Annotated in this window: 27 protein-coding genes, 1 tRNA gene and 2 pseudogenes; 24 read left to right on the plus strand and 6 right to left on the minus strand. The window is 73.6% G+C overall.

The genetic code is table 11. The features are described from left to right. The first annotated feature begins 194 nt into the window (after positions 1-194). Positions 195-1,091 carry a LysR family transcriptional regulator gene (locus tag A6Q81_RS16490; RefSeq protein WP_286691160.1) on the plus strand — a complete coding sequence of 299 codons (897 nt, stop codon included), beginning with the start codon at positions 195-197 and terminating at the stop codon, positions 1,089-1,091. A 122-nt stretch (positions 1,092-1,213) separates the two neighbouring features. On the opposite strand, the gene A6Q81_RS16495 is transcribed toward A6Q81_RS16490, so the two are convergent. Then, positions 1,214-1,966 (minus strand): enoyl-CoA hydratase, encoded by a 753-nt coding sequence (locus A6Q81_RS16495; RefSeq protein WP_286691141.1) that lies wholly within the window; start codon positions 1,964-1,966, stop codon positions 1,214-1,216. A 22-nt stretch (positions 1,967-1,988) separates the two neighbouring features. Further along, positions 1,989-2,678: an SGNH/GDSL hydrolase family protein gene (locus A6Q81_RS16500; protein ID WP_067853283.1), complete on the minus strand. Its 690-nt coding sequence runs from the start codon at positions 2,676-2,678 to the stop codon at positions 1,989-1,991. A 173-nt stretch (positions 2,679-2,851) separates the two neighbouring features. Here A6Q81_RS16500 and A6Q81_RS16505 point away from each other — a divergent pair, with 173 nt between their 5' ends. The 7 genes from A6Q81_RS16505 (at position 2,852) to A6Q81_RS16535 (ending at position 7,558) form a co-directional block, all read left to right on the plus strand. Then, positions 2,852-3,235, plus strand: a complete 384-nt coding sequence (locus tag A6Q81_RS16505; protein WP_067853284.1) for a cupin domain-containing protein — start codon at positions 2,852-2,854, stop codon at positions 3,233-3,235. Then, the gene (locus tag A6Q81_RS16510) at positions 3,232-3,786 is read left to right on the plus strand and encodes a dimethylamine monooxygenase subunit DmmA family protein (RefSeq protein WP_286691142.1); all 555 of its coding nucleotides are present in this window, start codon (positions 3,232-3,234) and stop codon (positions 3,784-3,786) included. The genes A6Q81_RS16505 and A6Q81_RS16510 overlap by 4 nt, the downstream gene beginning before the upstream one ends. Then, complete coding sequence (locus A6Q81_RS16515) at positions 3,783-4,730, plus strand: PDR/VanB family oxidoreductase (protein WP_286691143.1); 948 nt, start codon at positions 3,783-3,785, stop codon at positions 4,728-4,730. Before A6Q81_RS16510 ends, A6Q81_RS16515 begins: the two co-directional genes overlap by 4 nt. A gap of 6 nt (positions 4,731-4,736) precedes the next feature. Beyond that, complete coding sequence (locus A6Q81_RS16520) at positions 4,737-5,711, plus strand: heme-dependent oxidative N-demethylase family protein (protein WP_286691144.1); 975 nt, start codon at positions 4,737-4,739, stop codon at positions 5,709-5,711. 86 nt (positions 5,712-5,797) lie between these two features. Continuing rightward, on the plus strand, positions 5,798-7,039 hold the full coding sequence (locus A6Q81_RS16525; protein WP_286691145.1) for an ammonium transporter: 1,242 nt from the start codon (positions 5,798-5,800) through the stop codon (positions 7,037-7,039). Between the two features lies 1 nt (position 7,040). Further along, positions 7,041-7,379: a P-II family nitrogen regulator gene (locus A6Q81_RS16530; RefSeq protein WP_286691146.1), complete on the plus strand. Its 339-nt coding sequence runs from the start codon at positions 7,041-7,043 to the stop codon at positions 7,377-7,379. Positions 7,380-7,487: 108 nt separating this feature from the next. After that, a tRNA-Gly gene (locus tag A6Q81_RS16535) sits at positions 7,488-7,558 on the plus strand. A gap of 319 nt (positions 7,559-7,877) precedes the next feature. Here the strand turns inward: A6Q81_RS16535 and A6Q81_RS16540 are convergent. Next, entirely contained in the window at positions 7,878-8,273 is a 396-nt protein-coding gene (locus A6Q81_RS16540; RefSeq protein WP_067853309.1) for a MerR family transcriptional regulator, read from the minus strand. A 172-nt stretch (positions 8,274-8,445) separates the two neighbouring features. On the opposite strand from A6Q81_RS16540, the gene A6Q81_RS16545 reads away from it, so the two are divergent. After that, positions 8,446-9,951: a SulP family inorganic anion transporter gene (locus A6Q81_RS16545; protein WP_286691147.1), complete on the plus strand. Its 1,506-nt coding sequence runs from the start codon at positions 8,446-8,448 to the stop codon at positions 9,949-9,951. Between the two features lie 3 nt (positions 9,952-9,954). Here A6Q81_RS16545 and A6Q81_RS16550 read toward each other — a convergent pair whose 3' ends face one another. Then, positions 9,955-10,320: an ArsR/SmtB family transcription factor gene (locus A6Q81_RS16550; RefSeq protein WP_502692835.1), complete on the minus strand. Its 366-nt coding sequence runs from the start codon at positions 10,318-10,320 to the stop codon at positions 9,955-9,957. 79 nt (positions 10,321-10,399) lie between these two features. Here A6Q81_RS16550 and arsB point away from each other — a divergent pair, with 79 nt between their 5' ends. The 4 genes and pseudogenes from arsB (at position 10,400) to A6Q81_RS16570 (ending at position 13,697) form a co-directional block, all read left to right on the plus strand. Beyond that, on the plus strand, positions 10,400-11,488 hold the full coding sequence (arsB, locus tag A6Q81_RS16555; RefSeq protein WP_286691148.1) for an ACR3 family arsenite efflux transporter: 1,089 nt from the start codon (positions 10,400-10,402) through the stop codon (positions 11,486-11,488). Beyond that, a complete protein-coding gene (locus A6Q81_RS16560; RefSeq protein ID WP_286691149.1) occupies positions 11,485-11,886 on the plus strand; it encodes an arsenate reductase ArsC in 402 nt (133 codons plus the stop codon). The genes arsB and A6Q81_RS16560 overlap by 4 nt, the downstream gene beginning before the upstream one ends. A 48-nt stretch (positions 11,887-11,934) precedes the next feature. Beyond that, positions 11,935-12,666 (plus strand): annotated as a pseudogene (locus A6Q81_RS16565) (S-methyl-5'-thioadenosine phosphorylase); the annotation flags it as partial. Between the two features lie 53 nt (positions 12,667-12,719). Next, positions 12,720-13,697: an NAD-dependent epimerase/dehydratase family protein gene (locus A6Q81_RS16570; RefSeq protein ID WP_286691150.1), complete on the plus strand. Its 978-nt coding sequence runs from the start codon at positions 12,720-12,722 to the stop codon at positions 13,695-13,697. A 26-nt stretch (positions 13,698-13,723) separates the two neighbouring features. On the opposite strand, the gene A6Q81_RS16575 is transcribed toward A6Q81_RS16570, so the two are convergent. After that, positions 13,724-15,067 (minus strand): hypothetical protein, encoded by a 1,344-nt coding sequence (locus A6Q81_RS16575; protein WP_286691151.1) that lies wholly within the window; start codon positions 15,065-15,067, stop codon positions 13,724-13,726. 84 nt (positions 15,068-15,151) lie between these two features. Here A6Q81_RS16575 and A6Q81_RS16580 point away from each other — a divergent pair, with 84 nt between their 5' ends. The 11 genes from A6Q81_RS16580 to A6Q81_RS16630 all read left to right on the plus strand — a co-directional run bounded on the left by A6Q81_RS16580 (position 15,152) and on the right by A6Q81_RS16630 (position 23,077). Continuing rightward, on the plus strand, positions 15,152-15,820 hold the full coding sequence (locus A6Q81_RS16580) for a glycosyltransferase family 2 protein (protein ID WP_067853338.1): 669 nt from the start codon (positions 15,152-15,154) through the stop codon (positions 15,818-15,820). Next, positions 15,817-16,512 carry a TIGR04282 family arsenosugar biosynthesis glycosyltransferase gene (locus A6Q81_RS16585; RefSeq protein WP_286691152.1) on the plus strand — a complete coding sequence of 232 codons (696 nt, stop codon included), beginning with the start codon at positions 15,817-15,819 and terminating at the stop codon, positions 16,510-16,512. The genes A6Q81_RS16580 and A6Q81_RS16585 overlap by 4 nt, the downstream gene beginning before the upstream one ends. After that, entirely contained in the window at positions 16,509-17,144 is a 636-nt protein-coding gene (locus A6Q81_RS16590; RefSeq protein WP_286691153.1) for a methyltransferase domain-containing protein, read from the plus strand. Before A6Q81_RS16585 ends, A6Q81_RS16590 begins: the two co-directional genes overlap by 4 nt. A 5-nt stretch (positions 17,145-17,149) precedes the next feature. Further along, positions 17,150-18,283 (plus strand): molybdopterin-dependent oxidoreductase, encoded by a 1,134-nt coding sequence (locus A6Q81_RS16595; protein ID WP_286691154.1) that lies wholly within the window; start codon positions 17,150-17,152, stop codon positions 18,281-18,283. Further along, the gene (locus A6Q81_RS16600; protein ID WP_286691155.1) at positions 18,280-18,702 is read left to right on the plus strand and encodes a hypothetical protein; all 423 of its coding nucleotides are present in this window, start codon (positions 18,280-18,282) and stop codon (positions 18,700-18,702) included. The genes A6Q81_RS16595 and A6Q81_RS16600 overlap by 4 nt, the downstream gene beginning before the upstream one ends. Positions 18,703-18,719: 17 nt before the next feature. Further along, a complete protein-coding gene (dcd, locus tag A6Q81_RS16605; RefSeq protein ID WP_253025638.1) occupies positions 18,720-19,295 on the plus strand; it encodes a dCTP deaminase in 576 nt (191 codons plus the stop codon). 19 nt (positions 19,296-19,314) lie between these two features. Continuing rightward, positions 19,315-20,223: a pseudouridine-5'-phosphate glycosidase gene (locus A6Q81_RS16610; RefSeq protein WP_286691156.1), complete on the plus strand. Its 909-nt coding sequence runs from the start codon at positions 19,315-19,317 to the stop codon at positions 20,221-20,223. 3 nt (positions 20,224-20,226) lie between these two features. After that, positions 20,227-20,970, plus strand: coding sequence for a carbohydrate kinase family protein (locus A6Q81_RS16615; RefSeq protein WP_286691157.1), 744 nt, complete (start codon positions 20,227-20,229; stop codon positions 20,968-20,970). A 144-nt stretch (positions 20,971-21,114) separates the two neighbouring features. Further along, positions 21,115-21,447 carry a hypothetical protein gene (locus tag A6Q81_RS16620; protein WP_253025632.1) on the plus strand — a complete coding sequence of 111 codons (333 nt, stop codon included), beginning with the start codon at positions 21,115-21,117 and terminating at the stop codon, positions 21,445-21,447. Between the two features lie 31 nt (positions 21,448-21,478). Beyond that, positions 21,479-22,231: a hypothetical protein gene (locus tag A6Q81_RS16625; protein WP_286691158.1), complete on the plus strand. Its 753-nt coding sequence runs from the start codon at positions 21,479-21,481 to the stop codon at positions 22,229-22,231. A 102-nt stretch (positions 22,232-22,333) separates the two neighbouring features. After that, complete coding sequence (locus A6Q81_RS16630; protein WP_286691159.1) at positions 22,334-23,077, plus strand: MBL fold metallo-hydrolase; 744 nt, start codon at positions 22,334-22,336, stop codon at positions 23,075-23,077. Between the two features lie 63 nt (positions 23,078-23,140). Here A6Q81_RS16630 and A6Q81_RS16635 read toward each other — a convergent pair. Then, positions 23,141-23,561 (minus strand): annotated as a pseudogene (locus tag A6Q81_RS16635) (hypothetical protein); the annotation flags it as partial.

Consider the following 23,561-nt stretch of genomic DNA (forward strand, 5'->3'; position numbering starts at 1 on the left):
GACGAGGTAGGCGGACTTGGTGACACCGACGGTGACGACGACGGCGCCGAGCACGGCGAGAGCGATCATGGGGGGCCTCCTCGAAGGGGGTGGGGACGAGCTGACACGCCCATGGTCGCGCGGGTAACTGTCAAGGACAAGCGAAGAGAACTACATGTAACGTGTAGCATCACTACATGGACGTGCGGCGACTCATGGTTCTCAGGGAATTGTCGGAGCGGGGCTCCGTAGGCGCCGTCGCCGATGCGATGAGGGTCACACCGTCGGCGGTGTCGCAGCAGCTCAAGGCGCTGGAGAAGGAGGCCGGCTACCCCCTCGTCGAGCCGTCCGGGCGGGGCGTGGCGTTGACCGAGGCGGGGCGTGCGCTGGCCCGCGCGGCCACCGACATCGCGGTCGCCATCGAGCGGGCCGAGGGCGAGTGGCGCGCGTTCATGGAGCAGCCGGCCGGCCGCGTCACGCTGGTGACCTTCCCGACGGGTGGGGAGATGCTGCTGCCCGGGCTGCTGACCAGGATGGCCGAGCGGCCCGACGTCGAGCTGGTGTGCACCGACACCGAGGACCCCGACGCCGTCGGCGACCTGACCGCCGACCACGACGTGGTGCTGTCGGACTCGCCCACGACGTCGGCCGCCTGGCACGACCGCGGCCTGCAGGTCGTGCCGCTGATGAGCGAGCCGCTCGACGTCGCGCTGCCGCAGGACCACCCGCTCGCCCGCAAGGCGAACCTGTCGCCGCGCGACGTCGTCGACGAGACCTGGATCGGCGTCCCGCCCGGCTACCCCTTCGACCGGGTCCTCGAGCAGGTGGTGGTCGCGACCGGCCAGCCCGTGCAGGTCGCGCAGCGCTTCGCCGACAACGGTGTCGTCGAGGCGATGGTCGCGGGCGGGCACGGCCTCGCGATCCTGCCGCGCTTCACGACGCGCGAGCACGGCAACGGCCTGGTGACCCGCCCCCTGCTCGGCGTCCGCGCCCGCCGTGAGATCTCCGCCGTCCTGCGCCCTGACCGCTTCGAGCGCCCCTCCGTCCGCCTCGTCGTCCAGGCCCTGCGCGAGGAGGCGCGCCTCGTCGCCGACGCCCACGGCGCCGCGTGAGCGGAGATTCCCAGGTCGACCTGGGAATCTCCCCACCAGGCACGGGAATCTCAGCCGAGCACGGAGAGCAAGCCGTGCGCGGCTGGGATTCCCAGGCCGACCTGGGAATCCATCCCCGACCGTCAGTCCTTCGCGAACCGCGCGGCGAAGCGCTCGAACTCCGGGCTCGACAGCGACTCCGCCTGGAACTGCGCCTCGACGTCGAGCGACGTGGCCGCGTCCGACGTCGCCGCGACGCGCAGCGACTGCTTGACGTGCGCCATGAGCGTCGGATTGCGCTCGCACCAGCCGAGTGCGACGTCGCGGGCGCGGGTCTGGGCGTCGTCGGCGATCTCCTGGGCGATGCCGAGGCGCAGTGCATCGTCGGCGCCGATGACGTCGCCCGCGTAGAGCGCGGCGGCGGTGTTGGCCGAGCCGATCCGTTGCGTCAGCATCCACGTGCAGCCGCCGCCGGGGTGCAGGCCGATCTGTGTGAACGTCGGCCCGAACCCGGCCCGTGGCCCGGCGACGATGACGTCGCAGGCGAGGGCGATGTTGAGGCCGGCGCCGACCGCGGGTCCGTGCACGGCCGCGATGGTGGGGATCGCGAGGTCGCGGATCGGCAGGAACGACGCGTAGACCTTCATGAGGTGCTCGCGCAGCTCGTCGACGGGCCGGGTGCGGTCGCCGAACAGGTTGGTCACGTTCGCGCCGGAGCAGAACGCGCGTCCCGCGCCGGTCACGAGCAGCGCGCGGGCGTGCTCGTCGGCCGCCACGGTGGCCACCGCGTCGCGCAGCTCGTCGAGCAGGGGCCAGTCGAGGGCGTTGAGCCGCTCCGGGTCGTTCAGCGTGATGGTCCGCAGCGGACCGTCGGACTGCAGCAGCACGAAGGACATGCGGGCACGGTAGCGGCCGGCGCTACAGGGCGCGTCGCACGACCTCGGCCATGCCGGCGTACCCGCGGTCGTTGGGGTGGAAGCGGTCCTCGGCGAGACGTCCCCGCCAGTCGCGCATGTGCGGCACGCGGAAGTCGGCCACGCGGATCTCGCCGCGGCGGGCCCGGGCGTCGACGACCCGGTTGAAGGCGACGGCCGAACGCTGCAGGCCCGGCTGCGTCGCCACGACCGTGCCGCGCGGGACGGCGTCGAGCAGCTGCTCGGTCGCGGCCGGCAGGCGGCGGCTCCAGCGCGGGCTCATGAGGTCGTTGTTGCCGATGAGCAGGGTCACCAGCGCGACCTCGTGCCCGAGGGCACGCACCTGCTCGAGTGCGGGGAGCTGGCGGTCCAGGACGTCGAGCACGCGCGCGCCGTTGAACGACAGGTTGAGCACCGCGACGTCGCGCAGGGCCGACGGCGGGTCGCCGGCCAGCTGGCCCACCCAGCCGCGGTCGGGCGCGCTCGCGCCGATGCCCTGGGTCATCGAGTCGCCGAGCGCGACCCACAGCGGACGACCGGAGCCGAGGGCGCGACGGTTCGCGTCCTCCCACCAGCGCGCGTAGGGCTCGACCTGCTCCATCACGCTGCGGACGCCGGGCAGGACCAGCGCCAGCTTGGAGACCACCGGGCCGGGCGGTCGTCCGCTGAGGTTGGAGTACTCGAACGTCGTCACGCGCCCAGTGAACCAACGGGCCCGTGGTCGCGCAGGTCGCGTGAGCGGGCTCACGGCTCCAGCAGACCTCGGAGACCAGAGGTTTTCGCGCAGGTCATGCCGACGAAACACCGACTGTGTTTCATCGTAGGCAACAAAGTTTCGTCGCAAGAATCAACGATCTGGAGGGTGTCATGACCGCCGACACGCAGACCGCCACGTCCGTCCCACCTTTCCGCGTGACCGCGGACGGCCACGTCGGGCTGCCTCCCATGAACGTCGGCAGCACGCTCGGCTTCATCGGCGACGTCTACGAGAACCCCGACGACAGCGTCATGTGCTCCGGGTACTTCGAGCTGCTGCACACCGACGCGCCGCTCGAGTACGTCTACGACTACGACGAGATGAAGGTCGTGCTCGAGGGCGAGCTCCACCTCGTCAACCTCGACACCGGGCAGGAGCTCGTCGCACGCCGTCACGACGCGATCTTCTTCCCGCGGGGCTCGCGCATCGGGTTCAGCACGCCCGACCGCGCCCTCGCCTTCTACACCGGGCACCGCGACGCGAGCCTGCTGTGAATCCAGCCCTCGAGCTCACCAGCGTCCCGGCGTGGGCGGTCCAGCCGTTGACGCCGCCGTGCGACCCCACCGCGACGGCGTGCACGGCCGTGGCCGTCGGACCTGACGCCGTCGACGTCGCGACCACGTGGCTCGCCGGGGCCGTCGCGCAAGGACGTCTGCACGCCGTCGCCGACACCGACGAGGCGCTGGCCGTGGTCGACGCCGAGCTCGCCGAGGCGCGGGTCGGCTGGCGACTCCTGGTGGCCGGTCCGCTGACGGCGGTCCTGCCGCTGCGCGCCCACGCCCTCGCCGGCGGCCTCGTCGACGCCGAGCTCGCGGTGGCCACCACGAGCACCGAGGAGCTGCCCGTCGCGTGCGCCCACTGCGCTGCCGTCACCTCGGCCCCCACGCACGTCGGGGGCGTCGTCGCCTGCACTGGGTGCGAGCGACGGCTCGTCGTGCACCACCACGTCTCCCGCCGGCAGGGGGCCTTCCTCGGCTTCCAGGTCGACGCTGAACGGTGGGAGACGGGGCAGTGGGAGCAGGGGCAGTGGGAGGAGGGGGCGTGAGCGCGGCCCTCGACCTCGTCGTGGCCGCCGTCGACGACACCGTCCCCGGCGTCCGATCGGTGCGGCTCGTCCGGCCCGACGGCGGAGCCCTGCCCGGGTACACGCCCGGCAGCCACGTGGTGGTGACCTGCGGACCGCCGGGCTCGACCGCGAACGCCTACTCGCTCACCGGCGACTCCGTCGCCCCGCGCGCCTACACGATCTCGGTGCTGCGCCTCGACGCCGGCCGCGGCGGCTCGCGCTGGGTGCACGCCCTGACCACCGGCGACCGGGTGGAGGTGACGCCGCCCCGCTCGGCGTTCCCGCCCGTGCTCGCCGCGCGTCGGCACCTGCTCGTGGCCGGCGGCATCGGGGTCACCCCGATCCTGTCGCACCTGCGCAGCGCAGTGCGGTGGGGACGCGACGTCGAGGTGCTGTACGCGCACCGACCCGGCGCGGCGGCCCACCTCGACGACCTGCGCGACCTCGCCGGCGACGCCCTCACCTGCCTCACCGACCGGAGCGCCCTCGGCGACCACCTCGAGCGCCGCCTCGCCGACCAGCCGGTCGGCACCCATCTCTACACGTGCGGCCCGGCCGGGTTCATGGACACCGTCACGCTGGCCGCCCGACGTCTCGGCTGGCCCGACGAGCGCATCCACGTGGAGCACTTCGGCGTCGACGACCTCGACCCCGGCGAGCCGTTCGAGGCCGTCCTCCGGGCGTCGGGACGCACCGTCCCCGTCCCGTCGGGCACCAGCCTGCTCGACGCGCTCGAGGGCGCCGGGCTCGCGGTGCCGAACCTGTGCCGGCAGGGCGTCTGCGGCGAGTGCCGGGTGCCCGTGGCCGCCGGCACGCCGCTGCACCGCGACCTCGTCCTCACCGACGCCGAGAAGGCCGCCGCCGACACGCTCCTGTGCTGCGTGTCGCGGGCCGCCGACGACCGACTGGAGCTCGACCTGTGACCCAGCGTGGACCGCGCCCTCGTCGCGGGCTTCCCGTTCCCGTTCCCCACCGACCGCTACCGGTACTCCACCAACGTCGAGCCGGCGCCGCGCGCCGTCAGCACGCCCGCCGGGCAGTGGGGCGCGAGCCTCGTCGACGTCGACGGCGAGTACCACCGCGAGCTGGCCGAGCGCGCCGTCGTCCTCGAGCGCGACCCGAGCCGCTACGCGGTGCTCGACCACATGGCACCGGCCTGCTGGGACACGATGCTCACGCTCATGCGCGAGCTGGCCGCCGCCTACCCCGACGTCATGAGCCTCGACGGCGACGGACCGTCGTACGTCTGGACCAACCGGCTCCTCGACGTCGAGCAGCCCTTCACGTACGCGCAGCCGTCGACGCTGCCCGACGAGCCGCTGCGCTACGTCGCCTCCCAGGTGCAGGAGGATCTCGTGCTGCTCGACCAGCGCGACGGCGACCTGTGGGGCGACGCCGGCCTGGTGACGTCCGCCGCCGACTGGTCGTTCGGCTTCGACGTCGGCATGTCGTTCTTGGAGATCCACGGCCCCGTGCCGCGCCTGCGCGAGACCGGCGTCATCACCCGCGCCCGCGAGTTCATCATGCGGCTCCAGCCGGGCGCGCCGTACCGGCGGACGAACTGGACGCTCACCGTCGGACGCCGGCTCGACGTGTCGACCGAGCGGTACCCCGAGTGGGGGCCGGACCGGCCGCGCATGCTGACCGTCGACGACGTGACGTTCGGCCGCGAGGTGCACCTGCGCACCGAGGTGCAGCACCTGGTGCGCCTCGAGGAGTCCGGCGCGGTGCTGTTCCTCATCCGCACCTACCTGCTGCCGTTCGAGGAGCTCGCACGTGTGGAGCCGTGGCGGGCCACCACGGCGGCCGTGCTGGCCGACCTCCCCGACGACATCGCCGACTACAAGGGCATCGCCGGCTACCGCGACCGCGCCGTCGACTGGCTGCACGCGCACGCGCCCTGAACCCCCGACCCCGGACCGGCCCCCCGGTCCGGCGCGACGTCCCGCCCGGGGCGTCGTCACCACCCCCCACCCGAGGAGGTCTGTCGATGACCGCAGCCGACGTGGCGTGGATGCTCGCCGCATTCGCCGTCGTCCTGATCATGTTCCCCGGCATCGCGCTGTTCTACGGAGGCATGGTCGGGCCGAGGAACGCCCTGAACATGCTGATGATGTGCATGAGCACGCTCGCCGTCGTGTCCGTCCTGTACGTGCTCTACGGCCACGGCGTGGTCGTCGGCGACAGCCTCGGCGGCTGGCGCGTGATCGGCGACCCGCTGCAGCACCTGGGCTGGACGGGCATCTACGACGATCCCGGTGACGGGTCGATCGTCGACCCCTACTGGTTCTCCTTCTACGTGCTGTTCGCCGCGATCACGGTCGCGATCGTCGCGTCGGCGGCCGTCGGACGCATGAAGTTCTCCGCGTGGCTCGTGTTCTCGGGCGTGTGGCTCACGCTCGTGTACCTCCCGCTGGGCCACCAGGTGTTCGCGTTCGACGGCGAGGACACGAAGGGCGGCTGGCTGCGCAACGTCGTCCAGCTGCACGACTACGCGGGCGGCACGGCCGTGCACATGTCGGCCGGCTTCGGGGCGCTCGCCCTGGCGCTCGTGCTCGGCAAGCGTCGCACGGTGCAGATGCGTCCGCACAACCTGCCGATCGTGCTCGTCGGTGTCGGCATGCTGTGGATGGGCTGGATCGGCTTCAACGGCGGCACCGCCGGCGGCGCCAACTTCCTCGCCCAGTTCGCGATCATGTCGACGCTGCTCGCCGGCTGCACCGGCATGATCGGCTTCTGCCTCGTCGAGCGGCTGCGCGACGGGCACGCCACCACCCTCGGGATGTGCTCGGGCGTGATCGCCGGGCTCGTCGGCATCACCCCGTCGGCGGACGCCGTCGACGCGCTCGGTGCGCTGTTCGTCGGGTTCGCGTCGGGCGCGGTCGTCGCGTGGGCGGTCACGTGGAAGTCGCGGCTGGGGATCGACGAGTCGCTCGACGCGTTCGCGGTGCACGGGATCGGCGGCATCGTCGGCTCGCTGTGCGTGGTGCTCATCGGCTTCGAGGGCGCACCGGCCGGCATCCGCGGCATCCTCCTCGGCGGCAGCTGGGACATCGTCTGGCGCGAGGTCGTGGGCATCGTCGTCGTGTCGGGCTACGCGTTCGTCGCGACGTACGTCATCGCGCGCGTGCTCGACCGGGTGATGGGCCTGCGGGCGCCGGAGGAGCACGAGCTCGAGGGCATGGACCTCACGCAGCACGCCGAGTCGGCGTACGACCTCGAGAGGACCTGACGTGAAGCTCGTGACCGCCGTCGTCCAGCCGCACCGGCTCGACGACGTCAAGGAGGCGCTGACCGGGCTCGGCATGGCGGGGCTCACCGTCACGGAGGTGTCGGGCCATGGTGCGCAGAAGGGCCACGCGGAGGTGTACCGCGGCGCGGAGTACCGGGTGGAGTTCCGGCCGAAGGTGCGGGTCGACGTGGTGGTCTCCGACGCCGACCTGGAGGCCGTGCTCGACGCGGTGACCGAGGCCGCCCGCACCGGCCGGATCGGCGACGGGAAGATCTGGGCGACCGACCTCGTGGAGGTCGTCCGGGTGCGGACGGGGGAGCGCGGTGAGTCGGCAGTCTGACGGCCGGCGCGCCCGTCGGGCGTGAGGAGCGCGGCGTCGCCCGGGGGTCGACGCCGTGCTCCCCTCGTCGCCTGCGGCGCCCAGGGTCGGGTACCTTGGGCGTCACCGGCCGATGTAGCTCAATGGCAGAGCGCTTGCTTCCCAAGCAAGACACGCGGGTTCGATTCCCGTCATCGGCTCCGAGCGCAGCGAGGAGTCGCTGACGGGAATCGAGTCGGGCCCCCTGCGCGGCGAAGCCGCCGGACTTGGGATCCCGTCATCGGCTCCATCGCGCCGAAGGCGCTCTGTTGCCGATGCGTCATCGAGTCGGGCCCCCTGTGCGGCGAAGCCGCCGGACTTGGGATCCCGTCATCGGCTCCATCGCGAGGCGTGGCCACCTGTCGGTCGGCTCGGCGCCGTCACCCCCACGGAAACCGGCTCCCCCCCAGGCAAGATTCCCGTGGTTGGTGCCGGTTTGCGTGGGGCCCCACGCAAACCGGCGCGCGCCGAGAGGCGCGATCAGCCGTCGGACTCGCGCTCGAGGAGCGCGAGGAACTCGTCGGCCATCGCGAGCTGGCGCTCGAGCTTCTCCCGTCGGGCGACGGCATCGGCGCGGACCTGGGCCAGGTGGGCGCGCGCGTCGTCCGGTGATCCCGTGCCCCGCAGGGCCTCGAGGTCGGCCATCACGGCCTTCATCTCCTCGATCGAGAAGCCGAGGGGCTTCATCCGGCGGATGACGAGGATCTTCTCGACGTCGTCCTCGGTGTACAGCCGGAAGCCGCCCTCGGTGCGGCCCGACGGGTGCAGGAGGCCGACCTCCTCCCAGTGGCGCAGGCTGCGCAGCGACAGCTCGGTCCGTGCGGCGACCTCGCCGATCTGCATGAACGCCGACGCGTCACCGCTGCCGTCCGTCATCCGTGACCATCCTCACCGCTCGCGACGTCGAACCCTACCCTCACGTGAGGGTAGGGTTCAGTGCAGACCTTCGACGGCACGAGCCGTCCCGCCCATGGTGCCGCACGCCGCGCCCGGGCCCTCCCCACCACCTCCCCGACCAGGCGCCGACCGTCGCGCGCCCAGGAGCCCCATGTCGTCCACCGCCGTCCCGGTCCACGAGCCGACCACCGTCCGCGCCGCCCTGCGCAGCCCCCGGGTCCTGCGCACCGAGGTACTCGCCGGGCTCGTGGTCGCGCTCGCGCTGATCCCGGAGGCGATCTCGTTCTCGATCATCGCCGGCGTCGACCCCCGCGTCGGGCTGTTCGCGTCGTTCACGATGGCCGTCGCGATCTCCTTCCTCGGGGGCCGTCCCGCGATGATCTCCGCCGCCACCGGCGCGATCGCCCTCGTCATCGCGCCGGTGATGCGGGAGCACGGCTACGACTACCTGATCGCCACCGTGCTCCTGGGCGGCGCGATCCAGGTGGTGCTGGCGCTCGTCGGCGTCGCCCGGCTCATGCGGTTCGTCCCGCGATCGGTCATGGTCGGGTTCGTCAACGCCCTTGCCATCCTCATCTTCCAAGCCCAGCTGACGCACCTCGTCGACGTGCCGTGGCTCGTCTACCCGATGGTGGCGGTCGGCATCGCCGTCATCGTCGGCTTCCCGCGCGTCAACGCCGTGGTCCCGGCACCGCTGGTCGCGATCGTCGCGCTCACCGGCTTCACCCTGCTCGCGTCGATCACCGTGCCCGACGTCGGCGACCAGGGCACCCTGCCCGACAGCCTGCCGTCGTGGTTCCTCCCCGACGTCCCCCTGACGCTCGACACCCTCCGCATCATCGCGCCCTACGCCCTCGCGATGGCCGTCGTGGGTCTGCTCGAGTCGCTGCTCACCGCCAAGCTCGTCGACGACATCACCGACACCCCCTCCGACAAGACGCGCGAGGCGGTCGGCCAGGGAGCCGCCAACGTCATCACCGGCTTCTTCGGGGGTATGGGCGGCTGCGCCATGATCGGCCAGACGATGATCAACGTGAAGGTCTCGGGTGCGCGCACGCGGATCTCCACGTTCCTCGCGGGAGTGTTCCTGCTCGTGCTGGTCGTCGGGTTCGGCGACGTCGTCGCCCTCATCCCCATGGCCGCGCTCGTCGCCGTCATGATGATGGTGTCGGTCGGCACCTTCGACTGGCACTCCGTGCGTCCGGCCACGTTGCGACGCATGCCCCGCAGCGAGACGGCGGTCATGCTCGTCACCGTGCTCGGCACCGTGCTCACCCACAACCTGGCGATCGGCGTCGTCGTGGGCGTCCTGGCGGCCATGACGCTCTTCGCCCGCCGCGTCGCGCACCTGACCGACGTCGAGCGCACCGTCTCCAGCGACGCCGACGGGACCACGACCGCCACCTACCGTGTCACCGGGCAGCTGTTCTTCGCCTCGAGCAACGAGCTGTACACGCGGTTCGACTACGCCGACGACCCGGCGCGCGTCGTCGTCGACCTCTCGGACGCGCGGGTCTGGGACGCCTCGACGGTGGCCGCGCTCGACGCGATCACGACGAAGTACGCCCGGCGTGGCTCGAACGTCGACATCGTCGGGCTCGACCCGGCGAGCGCGGAGCGGCACGAGCGCCTGACCGGTCGGCTCGGTGGCCACTGAGCGTCAGAGCCGTACGTCACGCCCGTCGACTCCGTCGAGCAGTCGCGCGACGCGCCCCAGCGCCCCCGGGACGACGGAGTAGAAGGCCCACGTCCCGCGCTGCTCCCGGGAGAGGAGCCCCGCCTCCACCAGCACCTTGAGGTGGTGGGAGACGGTCGCCTGGCTGAGCCCGACCGGGCCGGTGATGTCGCAGACGCAGGCCTCGCCGCCCTGGTGCGCGGCCACGAGCGACAGCAGCCGCACGCGGTTGGGGTCGGCGAGCGCCTTGAAGGTGCGGGCCAGCTCGACCGCCTCCTCGCGCTCGAGCGGCGTCGACGCCAGCGTCCCGCCACAGGCCGAGGCCGTGGTCGGAAGCGGCGAGGAGGTCACCCGGCGAGTATGCCCCAGGACCCGCTACGCTCCCTCCATCGATGTCCGTCGATCTATCTGTCTCGACGAAGGAGCGGCCGTGCAGCAGCGCCTCGGCACCACGTCGTCCAGCCCGGCACCCCCGGTGGAGCGGCTGTCGCGGCTCGACCGGCTGCTGCCCGTCTGGATCGTGCTGGCCATGGCGCTCGGGCTGCTCCTCGGCCGCACCGTCGAGGGGCTCGACTCCGCGCTCGAGGCGGTGTCGGTGGGCTCCGTGTCGCTGCCGATCGCGGTCGGGCTGCTCGTGATGATGTACCCGGTGCTCGCGAAGGTCCGCTACGACGAGACGTCGCGGGTCACCGGCGACCGGCGGCTCCTCGCCGCCTCGCTCGTCCTGAACTGGGTCGTCGGACCGGCCCTCATGTTCGCGCTCGCGTGGCTGTTCCTGCCCGACCTGCCGGAGCTGCGCACCGGGCTCGTGATCGTCGGCCTCGCGCGCTGCATCGCGATGGTGCTCATCTGGAACGACCTCGCCTGCGGCGACCGCGAGGCGGCCGCCGTGCTCGTCGCCGTCAACTCCGTCTTCCAGGTCGTCGCGTTCGGGGCGCTCGGCTGGTTCTACCTGCAGGTGCTGCCGGGCTGGCTCGGGCTCGAGACCACGTCGGCGGAGTTCTCGTTCACGGCGATCACCCTCAGCGTCGTGGTGTTCCTCGGCGTCCCGCTCCTCGCGGGCTGGGCCACCCGGACCCTCGGCGAGCGGGCGCGAGGTCGTGACTGGTACGAGTCGAGGTTCCTCCCGCGGCTCGGCCCCTGGGCGCTCTACGGCCTCCTGTTCACGATCGTCGTGCTGTTCGCGCTGCAGGGCGACGCGATCGCGAGCCGGCCGCTCGACGTCGCACGCGTCGCGCTGCCGCTGCTCGTCTACTTCGCCCTGACGTTCGCGCTCGGGATGCTGCTCGGACGCGCGCTGCGCCTCGGGTACGCCAAGAGCACGACGGTCGCCTTCACCGCCGCGGGCAACAACTTCGAGCTCGCCATCGCAGTCGCCGTGGGCACGTTCGGGGTGACCTCAGGCCAGGCGCTCGCCGGCGTCGTCGGCCCGCTCGTCGAGGTCCCCGTCCTGGTGGGTCTCGTCCACGTCGCGCTCTGGGCGCGTCGCTTCTACCCCTCCGAGGAGTCCCCCCGATGAGCCGTGCCCGTCCCACCGTCCTGTTCGTCTGCGTGCACAACGCCGGACGCTCCCAGATGGCCGCCGGCTTCCTGCGCGAGCTCGGCGGCGACGACGTGGAGGTGCTGTCGGCCGGTTCCGCACCCGCCGACCAGGTGAACCCCGTGGCCGTCGAGGCCATGGCCGAGCTCGGTGTCGACATCGCCGGCCAGCAGCCGAAGGTCCTCACCGACGACGCCGTCGTCGCGGCCGACGTCGTCGTGACCATGGGGTGCGGCGACGAGTGCCCCTTCTACGTCGGCAGGCGGTACGAGGACTGGGTGCTCGACGACCCCGCGGGCCAGGGCATCGACGCCGTGAGGCCGATCCGCGACGAGATCCGCACCCGTGTCGAGGAGCTCCTCGCCTCGCTGCGCTGAGCGGGCCGCAGGGATGCGCCCGACCCCCGGCGCTGCCAGGGTGAGGGGATGAGTACCCCCGACGTCGCCGTGATCGGCGGATCCGGCTTCTACACGTTCCTGGAGGACCCCGAGCAGGTCGACGTGGACACGCCCTACGGCCCGCCGTCGGCGCCCGTCTCGATCGGCCAGGTCGGGGACCGCACGGTCGCGTTCCTGCCGCGGCACGGCGCCGACCACCGCTATCCCGCACACCGGGTGCCGTACCGCGCGAACCTGTGGGCGCTGCGCTCGCTCGGCGTCCGTCAGGTGCTGGCACCGTGCGCCGTCGGCGGGCTGCGGCCCGAGCTCGGTCCCGGCAGCTTCGTCGTCCCCGACCAGCTCGTCGACCGCACGAGCGGGCGCATGCAGACCTACTACGACACCGGCGCCGTGCACGTCTCGTTCGCCGACCCCTACTGCGAGCGTCTGCGCAGCCACCTCCTCGACGGCCTCGCCGACCAGCAGCCCACCGACGGCGGCGCCATGGTCGTCATCGAGGGTCCGCGCTTCTCCACGCGCGCCGAGTCGCGCTGGTACGCCGACCAGGGCTGGGCGGTGGTGAACATGACCGGGCACCCCGAGGCGGTCCTGGCCCGGGAGCTGGCCCTCTGCTACGCCACCGTCGCGCTCGTCACCGACCACGACGCAGGCGTCGACGACGGTGCCGGTGGTCACGGCGAGGCCGTCAGCATGGAGGCCGTCTTCCAGGTGTTCCGCGAGCACACCGACACGCTCAAGTCGACGCTCGCGACGGTCGTCGGCACCCTCGGCGAGCGCGACTGCGCCTGCGGCTCGCCGAGCGCGGGCACGAGGTGGTCCGTCTCGACGCCTACCTGCCGATGGCCCACGGACCGGGCGCTCGCGACACCGCGCCGTCCGACGTGCACCTGCTCGACCTGCGCGACGCCACCGAGGCCCAGCTCGACGCCGTCCTCGACGGGATCGACGTCGTGTGCCACCAGGCCGCGATGGTCGGCAACGGCGTCGACGCGCAGGACCTTCCCGACTACGCGGCGCACAACGACCTCGGCACCGCCCGGCTCCTCGCGGCGATGGCCCGCGTGGGGGTCGACCGGTTGGTGCTCGCGTCGTCGATGGTCGTCTACGGCGACGGCCGCTACGACTGCCCCGAGCACGGCGACGTGCCCCCCGCGGTGCGCCGGGAGGACGACCTGGCGGCCGGCCGCTTCGACCCGCGCTGCCCCGTCTGCGGCGGCGACGTCACGTGGCGCCGGGTCACCGAGGACGCGCCGATCCGTCCGCGCACGTCGTACGCGGCCTCGAAGATCGCCCAGGAGTACTTCGCCGACGCGTGGTGCACGCTGCAGTCGGGCCGCGCGGTGGCCCTGCGATACCACAACGTGTACGGCCCGGGCATGCCCGCGGACACCCCCTACTCGGGCGTGGCGGCGATCTTCCGGTCGGCGCTGGAGCGCGGCGAGGCGCCGCGCGTCTTCGAGGACGGCCGGCAGGTGCGCGACTTCGTGCACGTCGACGACGTCGCGCTCGCGAACGCGCTGGCCGTCGAGACGGTGGCCGGGCACCCCGTGGGCGTCACGCCCTACAACGTCGCGTCGGGGCGGCCGTTCACGATCGGGGACATGGCGCGGGTGCTGTCCCGCGCGGTCGACGGCCCGGAGCCCGTGGTCACGGGCGACGCCCGCGTGTTCGACGTCCGGCACGTCCTCGCCTCGCCCGACAAGGCGGCCGAGGGGCTCGGCTTCCGGGCCGAGATCGCCCCGGAGGACGGCATCGCCCGGCTGGCCACCGACCCCCTCCGGCGTCGCTGACCGTCACGGTCAGGGGAGGGTGGGCGTCACCAGCGGGTGATGAGCAGGGTCTGGGCGAGGAGCGCGACCACGAGCTGCGACGCGAGCAGGGGGCGCTGCCAGCGGTCGGGCAGCAGGGCGGGCACCGCCACGACCCAGATCGTGAACGGCAGCCAGATCCGCTCGACCTCCGCCTTGCTCATGCCCGACAACGTCGCGAGCGCGATCGTGGCGAGGCCGCCCGCCGCGAGCACCGCCAGGGGCACCCGGCGTCGCACGGCGTCGGCGGTGGCGGGGAACGCGGCCCACACGGCGAGGCCCGCCGTGCACGTCCACGCCGCGATGTTCGCCCACACCCAGTAGCCGTAGGAGCGCTCCGACGCGATGCCGTCGTAGTAGCGCTCGCGCAGGACCGGGTACGCCTCCCACCAGTGGAAGCCGAAGGCCGAGAAGACCGCCGTCACCACGAGCGCGCCGCCCAGTGCCCACGGCAGCGCCCGCCAGCCGAGCGCCGGAGCCGACGCGACCTGCCCGCCCGCGCGGGTCGTCCTCGTGGCCAGCCACAGCACCGTGAGCGCGAGGACGCCGAGCAGCACGAGGCCGTAGGAGAGGTAGACGCACCAGCCCAGCAGCAGACCCGCCGCGACGCCCTGCGCCCAGGCCCGCGGACCACGCGACGTCGCCGCGCGGGCCAGCAGGTACAGGCCCCAGGCGGCCACGGCGGCGAAGTACCAGTCGGCGCTGACCCCCGCCCACACCACGAGGGGCGCGAGGGCGAGCCACGGCGCGGCCCGCCGGGCGAGGTCGCGGGTGCCGAGCAGGTCGAGCGTCAGCAGCACGGCGGCCACGGACGTCGCGCCCACCGTCACCACGACCATCGCGATCCAGAACGGGTCCTGGACGCCCAGCCGGTCGAGCAGCACGAACGAGAGGAGCGCGCCCGGCGGGTGCCCGGCCACGTGCGTGTGCCAGTTGTCGGGCGCCGACGACGGGATCCGCTCGACGAACTCCCGCAGCATCGCGGGCACGTCGCGCACGGTCTGCGCGTCGTGCGGGTACTCGCTCGTGCGGCCGTAGACGCGGGCGAACCCGTAGCGACCGTCGCTCAGCCCGAGCGCGCACGTCCAGAGCCATCCCGCGAAGGTCGTCAGCACGACCACGACGCGCCAGGGCAGCTCGAGGCGCAGACGCGGCAGCGCCGACCACAGCAGCACCCCGGCCGCGACCGCCACGAGCAGGAGCGGGTCGAGCCGTGGACCCCACCACGCGTGCAGCGGCGGGAAGTGCACGCGCACGTCCTCGTCGAGCAGCAGCGGCACGACCATGGCCGCGACGACGAGCACGAGTCCGACGAGCGCCGACACGACGGCCGGGCGGGGGCGGGCCTGCATGGCGCCACGCTAGCCCGACCGTGACCGCGCCGCAGGGCCGCTGGTTGACGTGCGGGGTCGTGCCATCGCCCGTAGTTTCGGGGGATGGTCGATGCAGGCGTGACGTGCGACGTGGTGGTGCCGTGTCGCGACGAGGCAGCGGCCCTGCCGCTCGTCCTCGCCGACGTCCCCGCGGGTCTGCGGGTCGTCGTGGTCGACAACGGCTCCACCGACGGCACCGCCGACGTCGCCCGCTCGCTCGGCGCGGTCGTGGTGCACGAGTCCCGCCCGGGGTACGGCGCAGCGGTGCACGCCGGCGTCGAGGCGGCCGAGGCGGAGTACGTGGCCGTGATCGACGGCGACGACTCGATGCGGCTCGCCGACCTCCTGCCGATGCTCGACGCCGTGCGCACCGAGGGCGTCACCATGGCCGTGGGTCGACGTCGGCCGGTCGCCCGGGGCGTCTGGCCCTGGCACGCACGCGCCGGCACGCTCGCCCTCGCCACCTGGATCCGCCGCTCGAGCGGCTTCGGCATCCACGACCTCGCGCCCATGCGGGTCTGTCGTCGCCAGGACCTCCTCGACCTCGACGTGCGCGACCGTCGCTTCGGCTACCCGCTGGAGCTCATGGTCAAGGCGTCCCGCGCGGGCTGGACGGTCCGTGAGGTCGACGTCGACTACCGACCGCGCGCGGCCGGCACGCGGTCGAAGGTGTCGGGGTCGGTCAAGGGCACCGCCCGGGTCGTCCAGGACTTCGCGAAGGTGCTGCGATGACGCCCGCGCCGCTCGAGCCGCCGTCGACCGGCCCGGTGCTGCTCGTCGTCGCCAAGGCCCCCGTGCCCGGGCTCGCCAAGACCCGCCTCGGCCGGGTCGTCGGGCCCGACGCCGCCGCGGACGTGGCCGCCGCCGCCCTGCTCGACACCCTCGACGCCGTGCAGGCCGCCCGTGCGGTCACGGGCTGGCCGGTGGTGGTCGCGATGACCGGCGAGGTCGCCAGCGCCGCCCGGGCGGACGACGTCCGGGCCGCCCTCGAGCGCACCATCGTCGTACCCCAGCGTGGCGACGACTTCGGCGAGCGTCTCGCCCACGCGCACGCCGACGCCGGCGTGCACGGTCGCGGCACGGTGCAGATCGGCATGGACACCCCCCAGGTGGCACCGGACGACCTCGTGGCCGCGGGGAACGCCGTCGTCGAGGGACGGCAGGTGCTCGGACCGGCCGACGACGGCGGCTGGTGGCTCCTCGGCCTGCCCGACCCGCGCCGCGCCGACGCCCTGCGCGGCGTGCCGATGTCGCGCGACGACACCGGCGAGCTGACCCGCGCCGCGCTCGGCGACGTCGAGCTGCTGCGCGCGCTGTGCGACGTCGACGAGTGGCCCGACGCGCAGTCGGTCGCCAGCGACCTCCCGGGGTCGCGGTTCGCCAGAGCGGTCGACCGGTCCACGACGGCAGGAGCAGGGGCATGAGCCTGGACGACGCCACGTTCGACGCGGTCTTCACCTCCGACGACTCGCGCTTCGTCGACGACGCCGGGGTGGAGGAGCACCTGGCGGTGCACCGGTGGGCGGCCGACGCGGACGACGCCGACCACGCCCTGTTCGTCGACCCCTGCTCGGGACCGACGCTCGACCTCGGCTGCGGTCCGGGCCGCCTCGTGCACGCCCTCCTGCTGCGCGGGGTCGACGCTCTGGGTGTCGACACGTCGCGTGCGGCGCTCGGCCTGGCGAAGGCGCGTGGTTCCGTCGTGCTCCGGCGCGACGTGTTCGACCGGCTCCCCGGCGAGGGCCGCTGGCAGCACGCGCTGCTCGCCGACGGCAACATCGGCATCGGCGGGCGTCCGGCGCGGCTGCTGCGGCGGGTCGGCGAGCTCGTCGCGCCCGGGGGCTCGGTGCTCGTCGAGGTGCGCGAGAACGGCGGGATCCTGCAGGAGAGTCGACGGCTGCTGGTCGACGGTCGCCTGGGCGCACCGTTCGAGTGGGCCGTCGTCGGTCTCGACGCGGTCAGCTACCTGGCCGACCGCGCCCACCTCGTCCACACCCGCACGTTGCAGGCGGACGGCCGCTGGGTGGCCGAGCTGCACCGGCCGGTCCGGGGCTGAGGATCGTGCGCCTGCCCCGCGTCGAGGACTTCGAGGCCCGCGCGCGGGGCCCACGGCTCACGGCGCGGGTCGGCACCTGGCTCGGCGTGGCATTCGGCATCTGCTTCCTCACCGGGATGTGGAGCCACCTGCAGTACGACCCGCCGTCCTGGGCCCCGATCGGGCCCCGCCCCGCGTCGCTCTACCGGTGGACGCAAGGTCTGCACGTCGCCACGGGGATCGCCTGCGTGCCGCTGCTGCTGGTGAAGCTGTGGTCGGTCTTCCCGCGGCTGTTCGCGCGACCGCCGGCCGACGTCCGCCGCCTCGCGCTGCACGCCCTCGAGCGCGGCTCCATCGCCGTCCTCGTGGCCTCGGCGCTGTTCCAGCTCGTCAGCGGGCTGCTCAACGTCGTGCAGTGGTACCCGTGGTCGTTCTCGTTCCGCCCGGCGCACGAGGCCGTGGCCTGGATCGCGGTCGGCAGCATCCTCGTGCACGTGGCGGTCAAGCTGCCGGTCGTCCGCCAGGCCTTCGCGCCCGAGACGGAGCCCGACGTCGAGCGCGCCGGTGCTCCCGGACGTCGCGCCGTGCTGGCGACCGCGCTCGGCGCGTCAGCCGTGGCGACCGTGCTCACCGTCGGGCAGAGCGTGCCGTGGCTGCGCCGCGTGTCGGTGCTCGCGGTGCGCGACGGGACGGGCCCGCAGGGGCTGCCGATCAACCGCACGGCCCGCGCCGCCGGCGCCGTCGAGGCCGCCACCGACGCCGAGTTCCGGCTCGAGGTCGTGCACGGCGACCGCAGCGTCACGCTGAGCCGGGCCGAGCTCGCCGCCCTGCCGCAGCGCACGCACCGCCTGCCCATCGCCTGCGTCGAGGGCTGGAGCCGCAGCGCCACCTGGACGGGGGTGGCCGTGCGCGACCTGCTCGCGCTGGTCGGGGCGCCGGCGGCGTCCACGGTCCGCGTCACGTCGATGCAGACCCGTGGCGCGTTCGCGCGCAGCGAGCTGCCCGCCGTGTTCGTCGAGGACCACCGCACGCTGCTCGCGCTCGAGCTCGAGGGCGAGCCGCTCGACCTCGACCACGGCTTCCCGTGCCGCATCATCGCGCCCAACCGGCCCGGCGTGCTGCAGACCAAGTGGGTACGGACGTTGGAGGTCCGCGCATGAGGGCCGCTCGTCTGCTCCTCGCGCTGCCGGGGGTCGCCGCGATCGTGTGGGGCGTCCTCCTGCTGCTCGACCGGCCCGACGGCCTGGTCTCGGTGCTCGTCTGGGCCGGGGGCGCCGTGCTCGTGCACGACCTCGTCCTGGCGCCCCTGACCGTCGTCGTGGGTGTGCTGCTCGGCCGGCTCCTCCCGCCGGCCACCCGCACCCCGTCCCTGCTGCTGCTCGCCGGCTGGGCGCTCGTGACCGTGGCGGTCGCCAACGTGCTGTCGGGGCAGGGCGGCAAGCCCGACAACCCCACCCTGCTGACCGGCGACTACGGCCTCGCGTGGGGCGTCGCGACGCTGGTCGTCGCCCTCGCCGTCGGCGCCCTCGTGGTCGTCGGCGTCCGGCAGGAGCGTCGCCGTACGTCCGCGCCCTCCTGATGGGTTAGGTTGCTGCCGTGCTGCTGAGCGACCGCGACATCCTGGCCGAGATCGACGCCGGACGGGTGAGCCTGGACCCGTTCGAGCGCACCATGATCCAGCCGTCGAGCATCGACGTGCGGCTCGACAAGTTCTTCCGCGTCTTCGACAACCACAAGTACCCGCACATCGACCCCGCGGCCGACCAGTCGGACCTGACGCGCCCGGTCGAGGTGGCCGGCGACGAGACCTTCGTGCTGCACCCCGGCGAGTTCGTCCTGGGGTCCACGTTCGAGCTCGTCACCCTGCCCGACGACGTCGCGGCGCGCCTGGAGGGCAAGTCGTCCCTCGGTCGCCTCGGACTCCTCACGCACTCGACGGCCGGCTTCATCGACCCCGGGTTCTCGGGGCACGTGACGCTGGAGCTGGCCAACGTCGCCACGCTGCCGATCAAGCTCTACCCGGGCATGAAGATCGGCCAGCTCTGCTTCTTCCGGCTGACGTCCGCCGCGGAGCACCCCTACGGCTCCGCCGCGTACGGCTCCCGGTACCAGGGCCAGCGCGGCCCGACGGCGTCGCGGTCGCACGCCAACTTCCACCAGACGAGCATCTAGACCCGAAGCACGAGCCAGCATGTCGCTACCCCTCTCCATCAGTCCCGAGGTCTCCGACGCCCTCGCCGCCGGCCGGCCGGTCGTGGCGCTGGAGTCGACGATCATCTCCCACGGCCTGCCCCGGCCGGACAACCTCGCCGCCGCGCGCCGCTTCGAGCAGCAGCTGCGCGACGCGGGCGTCGTGCCGGCGACCATCGCCGTGCTCGACGGGCAGCTCAAGGCCGGCCTGAGCGACGCCGAGCTCGAGCGGATCGCGTCCGAGGACGTGCCGAAGCTGAGCATGCGCGACCTCCCGGTCGTGCTGGCGCGGGGCGGCAGCGGCGCGACCACGGTCGCGGCCACGTCGTTCATCGCCGACCACGCAGGCGTGCGGGTCTTCGCGACCGGCGGCCTCGGTGGTGTGCACCGTGGTGCGGACACCTCCTTCGACGAGTCCAACGACCTGAAGGCGCTGTCTGAGGTGCCGATCACGGTCGTGTCCGCGGGCGTCAAGTCGGTGCTCGACATCGGCGCCACGTTGGAGCGGCTCGAGACCCTCGGCGTGACGGTGCTCGGCTACGGCACCGACGAGTTCCCGAGCTTCTGGCTGCGCTCGTCGGGCGAGACCCTCGACTGGACGGTGCCCGACGGTCCGGCCGTCGCCGGGGTCATGGAGGCACGCGAGCAGCTCGAGCTCTGCACGGCGATCGTGGTGGCGAACCCGCTGCCGTTCGACCAGCAGCTCGACCCCGACCTGCACGACCGCGCCCTGGCCGAGGCCCTGCGCCGCTGCGAGGAGAAGGGCATCGAGGGCAAGGAGGTGACGCCGTTCCTGCTCTCGACGATCGTCGAGCTCACGGAGGGCGACAGCCTCGCCGTCAACCTGCGCATCGTCGAGAACAACATCCGGGTCGCGGCCGAGATCGCCACCGCCTGGGCGGAGCTCTAGCCCGTGACGGTGCTCGTCGTCGGCGACGTGGTCGACGACATCAGCGTGCGACCGCTGACGGAGGTCACGCCTGCGAGCGACACCCCCGCCACCATCCGCATGGCGCCCGGCGGCTCGGCGGCCAACGTCGCGGCGTGGCTGGGAGAGCTGGGCGTGCCCACCCGCTTCGTCGGCCGGGTGGGGGGGCTCTCGCCCGACGACGTCGGAGCCGACGTGTGGGACGGCGTCACCTGGCTGCACCTGACCGGCTACTCGTTCTTCGACGAGGGCACCCGGTCGACCGCACTCGGGCTCGTCGCGCAGGCGCGGGCGCGCGGTGCCGGCGTCAGCGTCGACCCGAGCACGGTCTCCTTCCTGCGCGCGTGCGGCGGCCCGACCTTCCTCGACTGGGTCGACGGGGCCGACCTCGTCTTCCCGAACCTCGACGAGGCGCGGGTGCTCGTCGACTCGCGCGGTCCCCAGATCGACCTCGACCACCTGGCCACCCGCTTCGGCGGTGTCGTGGTGACGCTCGGGTCGATGGGGGCGGCCTTCCTCGGTGACGTCGACGGGGTGGAGCGCCGGGAGCAGGTGACGGCGCCGCGGACCTCCGTGGTCGACACGACCGGCGCGGGCGACGCCTTCGCGGCCGGCTTCCTCGCGTGCTGGCTGCGCCCTGGCCCCCGCGACGTGCGGGGCGCGCTCGAGTCGGGCCGGGCGGTCGCCGAGCGGTGCATCGCCGTGCGCGGCGCGCGTCCCCGCGTCTAGCACCTGGCGACTGATTCCGTAGCCCGATCGAGTCATTTCGGCACCTTCCGCAATGTTTTATCCGCGAGCGGCTTCCGTTCCCGTGATCGGTGCGGTTGTATCGAGGTGGGGCCGTCCAGGGGTGGGCCCCAGAGGGAGGACACCGTGTCGATCGTGCCGACGCCACGACGTGGCGACCGTGCCACCCGTCGTGAGCGCCACGCTCGCCCGGCCGGTGTCCTCGACGGCAGTGTCCACGTCGCCGCCGCGGAGCACCGGGTCTACGTCCTGGCCTACTACCGCTCGCCCGAGGCTGCGCGGGACGCCCGCGGCGGCGTCGTGACCACGTGGGCGGACCACGAGAGCGCGCCCGACCGGGTCACGCTCACGGCGCCGGGTCCCGGCACCTGGTACGTCAGCGTCCTCGAGCGCCACGAGGGTCCCGACGGCTTCACCTTCTCGGCGGGGGCCGAGGCGCTCCCGCTGCTGCCCGCCTGAGCGGCGGGCCTGCGGCTGCCATGCTGGACCCGTGAGTGGATCGGTGGGCTGGCGGCACGACCCGCGTCGACGGGCCGTCCTCGCCGTCGGCGTGCTCGTCGCGCTCCTGGCCGGGCTGATGGGCTGGATCGTCGTGGCCCCGGAGAGCACCGGCGTGACGTTCCCGGACGGTCGGGTGGCGTCGGAGGGCGAGACCCGCACCCTGCCGGGCGGTGGGTCGTACGCCTTCCTGCAGACGCAGGCGGACGGCGAGACCCCGGTCGCCTACGACCCGTGCACGCCCGTGCGGCTGGTGGTCAACGAGCGGCTCGCGCCCGACGACGCCGACGCGGTGCTCGAGCGGGCCGTCGCCGAGGTGCGCGAGGCGTCGGGGCTCGACGTCAGGGTCGTGGGCCGCACCGACGACCCTCCCCAGACGCACCTCGACGACCCTGAGGACGGCGACGGCTGGCGTCCGGTGCAGGTCAGCTGGACGGACGCCGACGAGGTCGAGGAGCTCGAAGGTCGGGTGGCCGGCCTCGGCGGCAGCACGTGGATCGAGCGCGACGGGGTGCGGCGGTACGTGACCGGCGAGGTCATGCTCGACACGCCCGACCTCGTCGACGGCGGCAGCGGCGGCGAGGTCGCGACCGGCGTGCTCATGCACGAGCTCGCCCACGTGCTGGGGCTCGACCACGTCGACGACCTCGGGGAGCTCATGCACCCGAGCAGCCCCCGATCCTCCTGGGGCCCGGGCGACCGCGCCGGCCTCGCCGCCCTGGGCGACGCCCCCTGCGCCACCTGACCACCCGCCCCCTCGCGCCCCATCCCCGCTGAGCGTGACGTTCGCGGGGTCGGACCGGCGTTTCTGGCCCGCGAACGTCACGCTCAGGGGGAGCATCGAGCCATGACGAGTCCGATCCAGGTCGCCGACGGCGTGCACCTCGCCACCGGGACCGACGTCAACTGGCTGCTCCTGCAGGACGGTGACGCGCTGACGGTCATCGACACCGGCTACCCCGGCGACGCCGACCGGCTCGACGCGTCGGTGCGGGCGCTCGGCCGCGAGCCTGGCGACGTCGCCGCCGTGCTCGTGACCCACGCCCACGTCGACCACGTCGGCAGCATCGAGCGGTGGTGGCAGGAGCATGGCGTGCCGGTGCTGGTGCACGAGGACGAGCTGGCGAACGTGCGCGGGGAGCGGCACGAGTCGGCCACCCCGCTCGACGTCGCCCGCCGGGCCTGGCGACCCCGCACGGCGCTGTGGGCCGCGCGCATCACCCGGGCAGGCGGCACGGCGCACGTGACCGCCCCGCACGCGCAGACGTGGACGGGCGAGGGTCCGCTCGACCTGCCCGGCCGGCCCGTCCCCGTCCACACCCCGGGCCACACGAGCGGGCACACGGCGTTCCTGCTGGCTGACGCCGGCGTGCTCGTGACGGGCGACGCGATCGTGACCGCCCACGCCACCACGTCGCGTCGAGGTCCGCAGCAGCTGCCCGGCTTCTTCGCCACCGACCCCACGCTCGCCGCCCGCTCCCTCGAGCGGTTCCGCGACCTCGACGTCGACACGATCGCGCCGGGCCACGGACCGGTGTGGCAGGGGCGCCCCACCGACGCCGTCGACCACGCCCTCGCGCCCCAGCGGTAGCCGAGACGACGAGAGGGCGCCCGCGCTGTGCGGGCGCCCTCTCGGCTCAGGTGACCTCGACCGTCAGGCCTTCGGCTCCTCGTCGTCCTTCGCCAGCTCCGTGGCCGCCTCCGTGACGCCCCGGCCCGACGGGTTCGCGTCGCTCAGCGGCGCCACGTCGTCGGACTCGGGATCAGGGTTGCCGTCGACGCCGGCCGCGTCGGCCTCCTCCTCACGGGCGTCGCCGTCGACGGGCTCGTCCTCGGCGGGGGCGGGGGTGTCGGCCTCGGCGGGCGACTCCTCGCCGCCCTCGGGAACCGACTCGACCTCGGGGTCGACGGCGTCGCCCGGCTCGGGCTCCGGGTCCGGCGTCGGGGCGCCGGCCTCGTCGGACGTGGCCTTGGCCTCGACGGCCCCGGCCGCGTCGGCCTCCTCCTCGCGGGCGTCGCCGTCGACCGGCTCGTCCTCGGCGGGGGCGGGGGTGTCGGACTCGGCGGGCGACTCC

This window comes from Aeromicrobium sp. REDSEA-S38_B2 (assembly GCF_001628525.1).
GTDB lineage: Bacteria > Actinomycetota > Actinomycetes > Propionibacteriales > Nocardioidaceae > Aeromicrobium > Aeromicrobium erythreum.

Bases quoted from the DNA above. Each gene is read 5' to 3' on its own strand.
- A6Q81_RS16490 (WP_286691160.1), top strand. From the start codon at position 195: ATGGTTCTCAGGGAATTGTCGGAGCGGGGCTCCGTAGGCGCCGTCGCC.
- A6Q81_RS16495 (WP_286691141.1), bottom strand. From the start codon at position 1,966: ATGTCCTTCGTGCTGCTGCAGTCCGACGGTCCGCTGCGGACCATCACG.
- A6Q81_RS16505 (WP_067853284.1), top strand. From the start codon at position 2,852: ATGACCGCCGACACGCAGACCGCCACGTCCGTCCCACCTTTCCGCGTG.
- A6Q81_RS16525 (WP_286691145.1), top strand. From the start codon at position 5,798: ATGACCGCAGCCGACGTGGCGTGGATGCTCGCCGCATTCGCCGTCGTC.
- A6Q81_RS16540 (WP_067853309.1), bottom strand. From the start codon at position 8,273: ATGACGGACGGCAGCGGTGACGCGTCGGCGTTCATGCAGATCGGCGAG.
- A6Q81_RS16545 (WP_286691147.1), top strand. From the start codon at position 8,446: ATGTCGTCCACCGCCGTCCCGGTCCACGAGCCGACCACCGTCCGCGCC.
- A6Q81_RS16560 (WP_286691149.1), top strand. From the start codon at position 11,485: ATGAGCCGTGCCCGTCCCACCGTCCTGTTCGTCTGCGTGCACAACGCC.
- A6Q81_RS16575 (WP_286691151.1), bottom strand. From the start codon at position 15,067: ATGCAGGCCCGCCCCCGCCCGGCCGTCGTGTCGGCGCTCGTCGGACTC.
- A6Q81_RS16580 (WP_067853338.1), top strand. From the start codon at position 15,152: ATGGTCGATGCAGGCGTGACGTGCGACGTGGTGGTGCCGTGTCGCGAC.
- A6Q81_RS16585 (WP_286691152.1), top strand. From the start codon at position 15,817: ATGACGCCCGCGCCGCTCGAGCCGCCGTCGACCGGCCCGGTGCTGCTC.
- A6Q81_RS16590 (WP_286691153.1), top strand. From the start codon at position 16,509: ATGAGCCTGGACGACGCCACGTTCGACGCGGTCTTCACCTCCGACGAC.
- A6Q81_RS16600 (WP_286691155.1), top strand. From the start codon at position 18,280: ATGAGGGCCGCTCGTCTGCTCCTCGCGCTGCCGGGGGTCGCCGCGATC.
- A6Q81_RS16610 (WP_286691156.1), top strand. From the start codon at position 19,315: ATGTCGCTACCCCTCTCCATCAGTCCCGAGGTCTCCGACGCCCTCGCC.
- A6Q81_RS16630 (WP_286691159.1), top strand. From the start codon at position 22,334: ATGACGAGTCCGATCCAGGTCGCCGACGGCGTGCACCTCGCCACCGGG.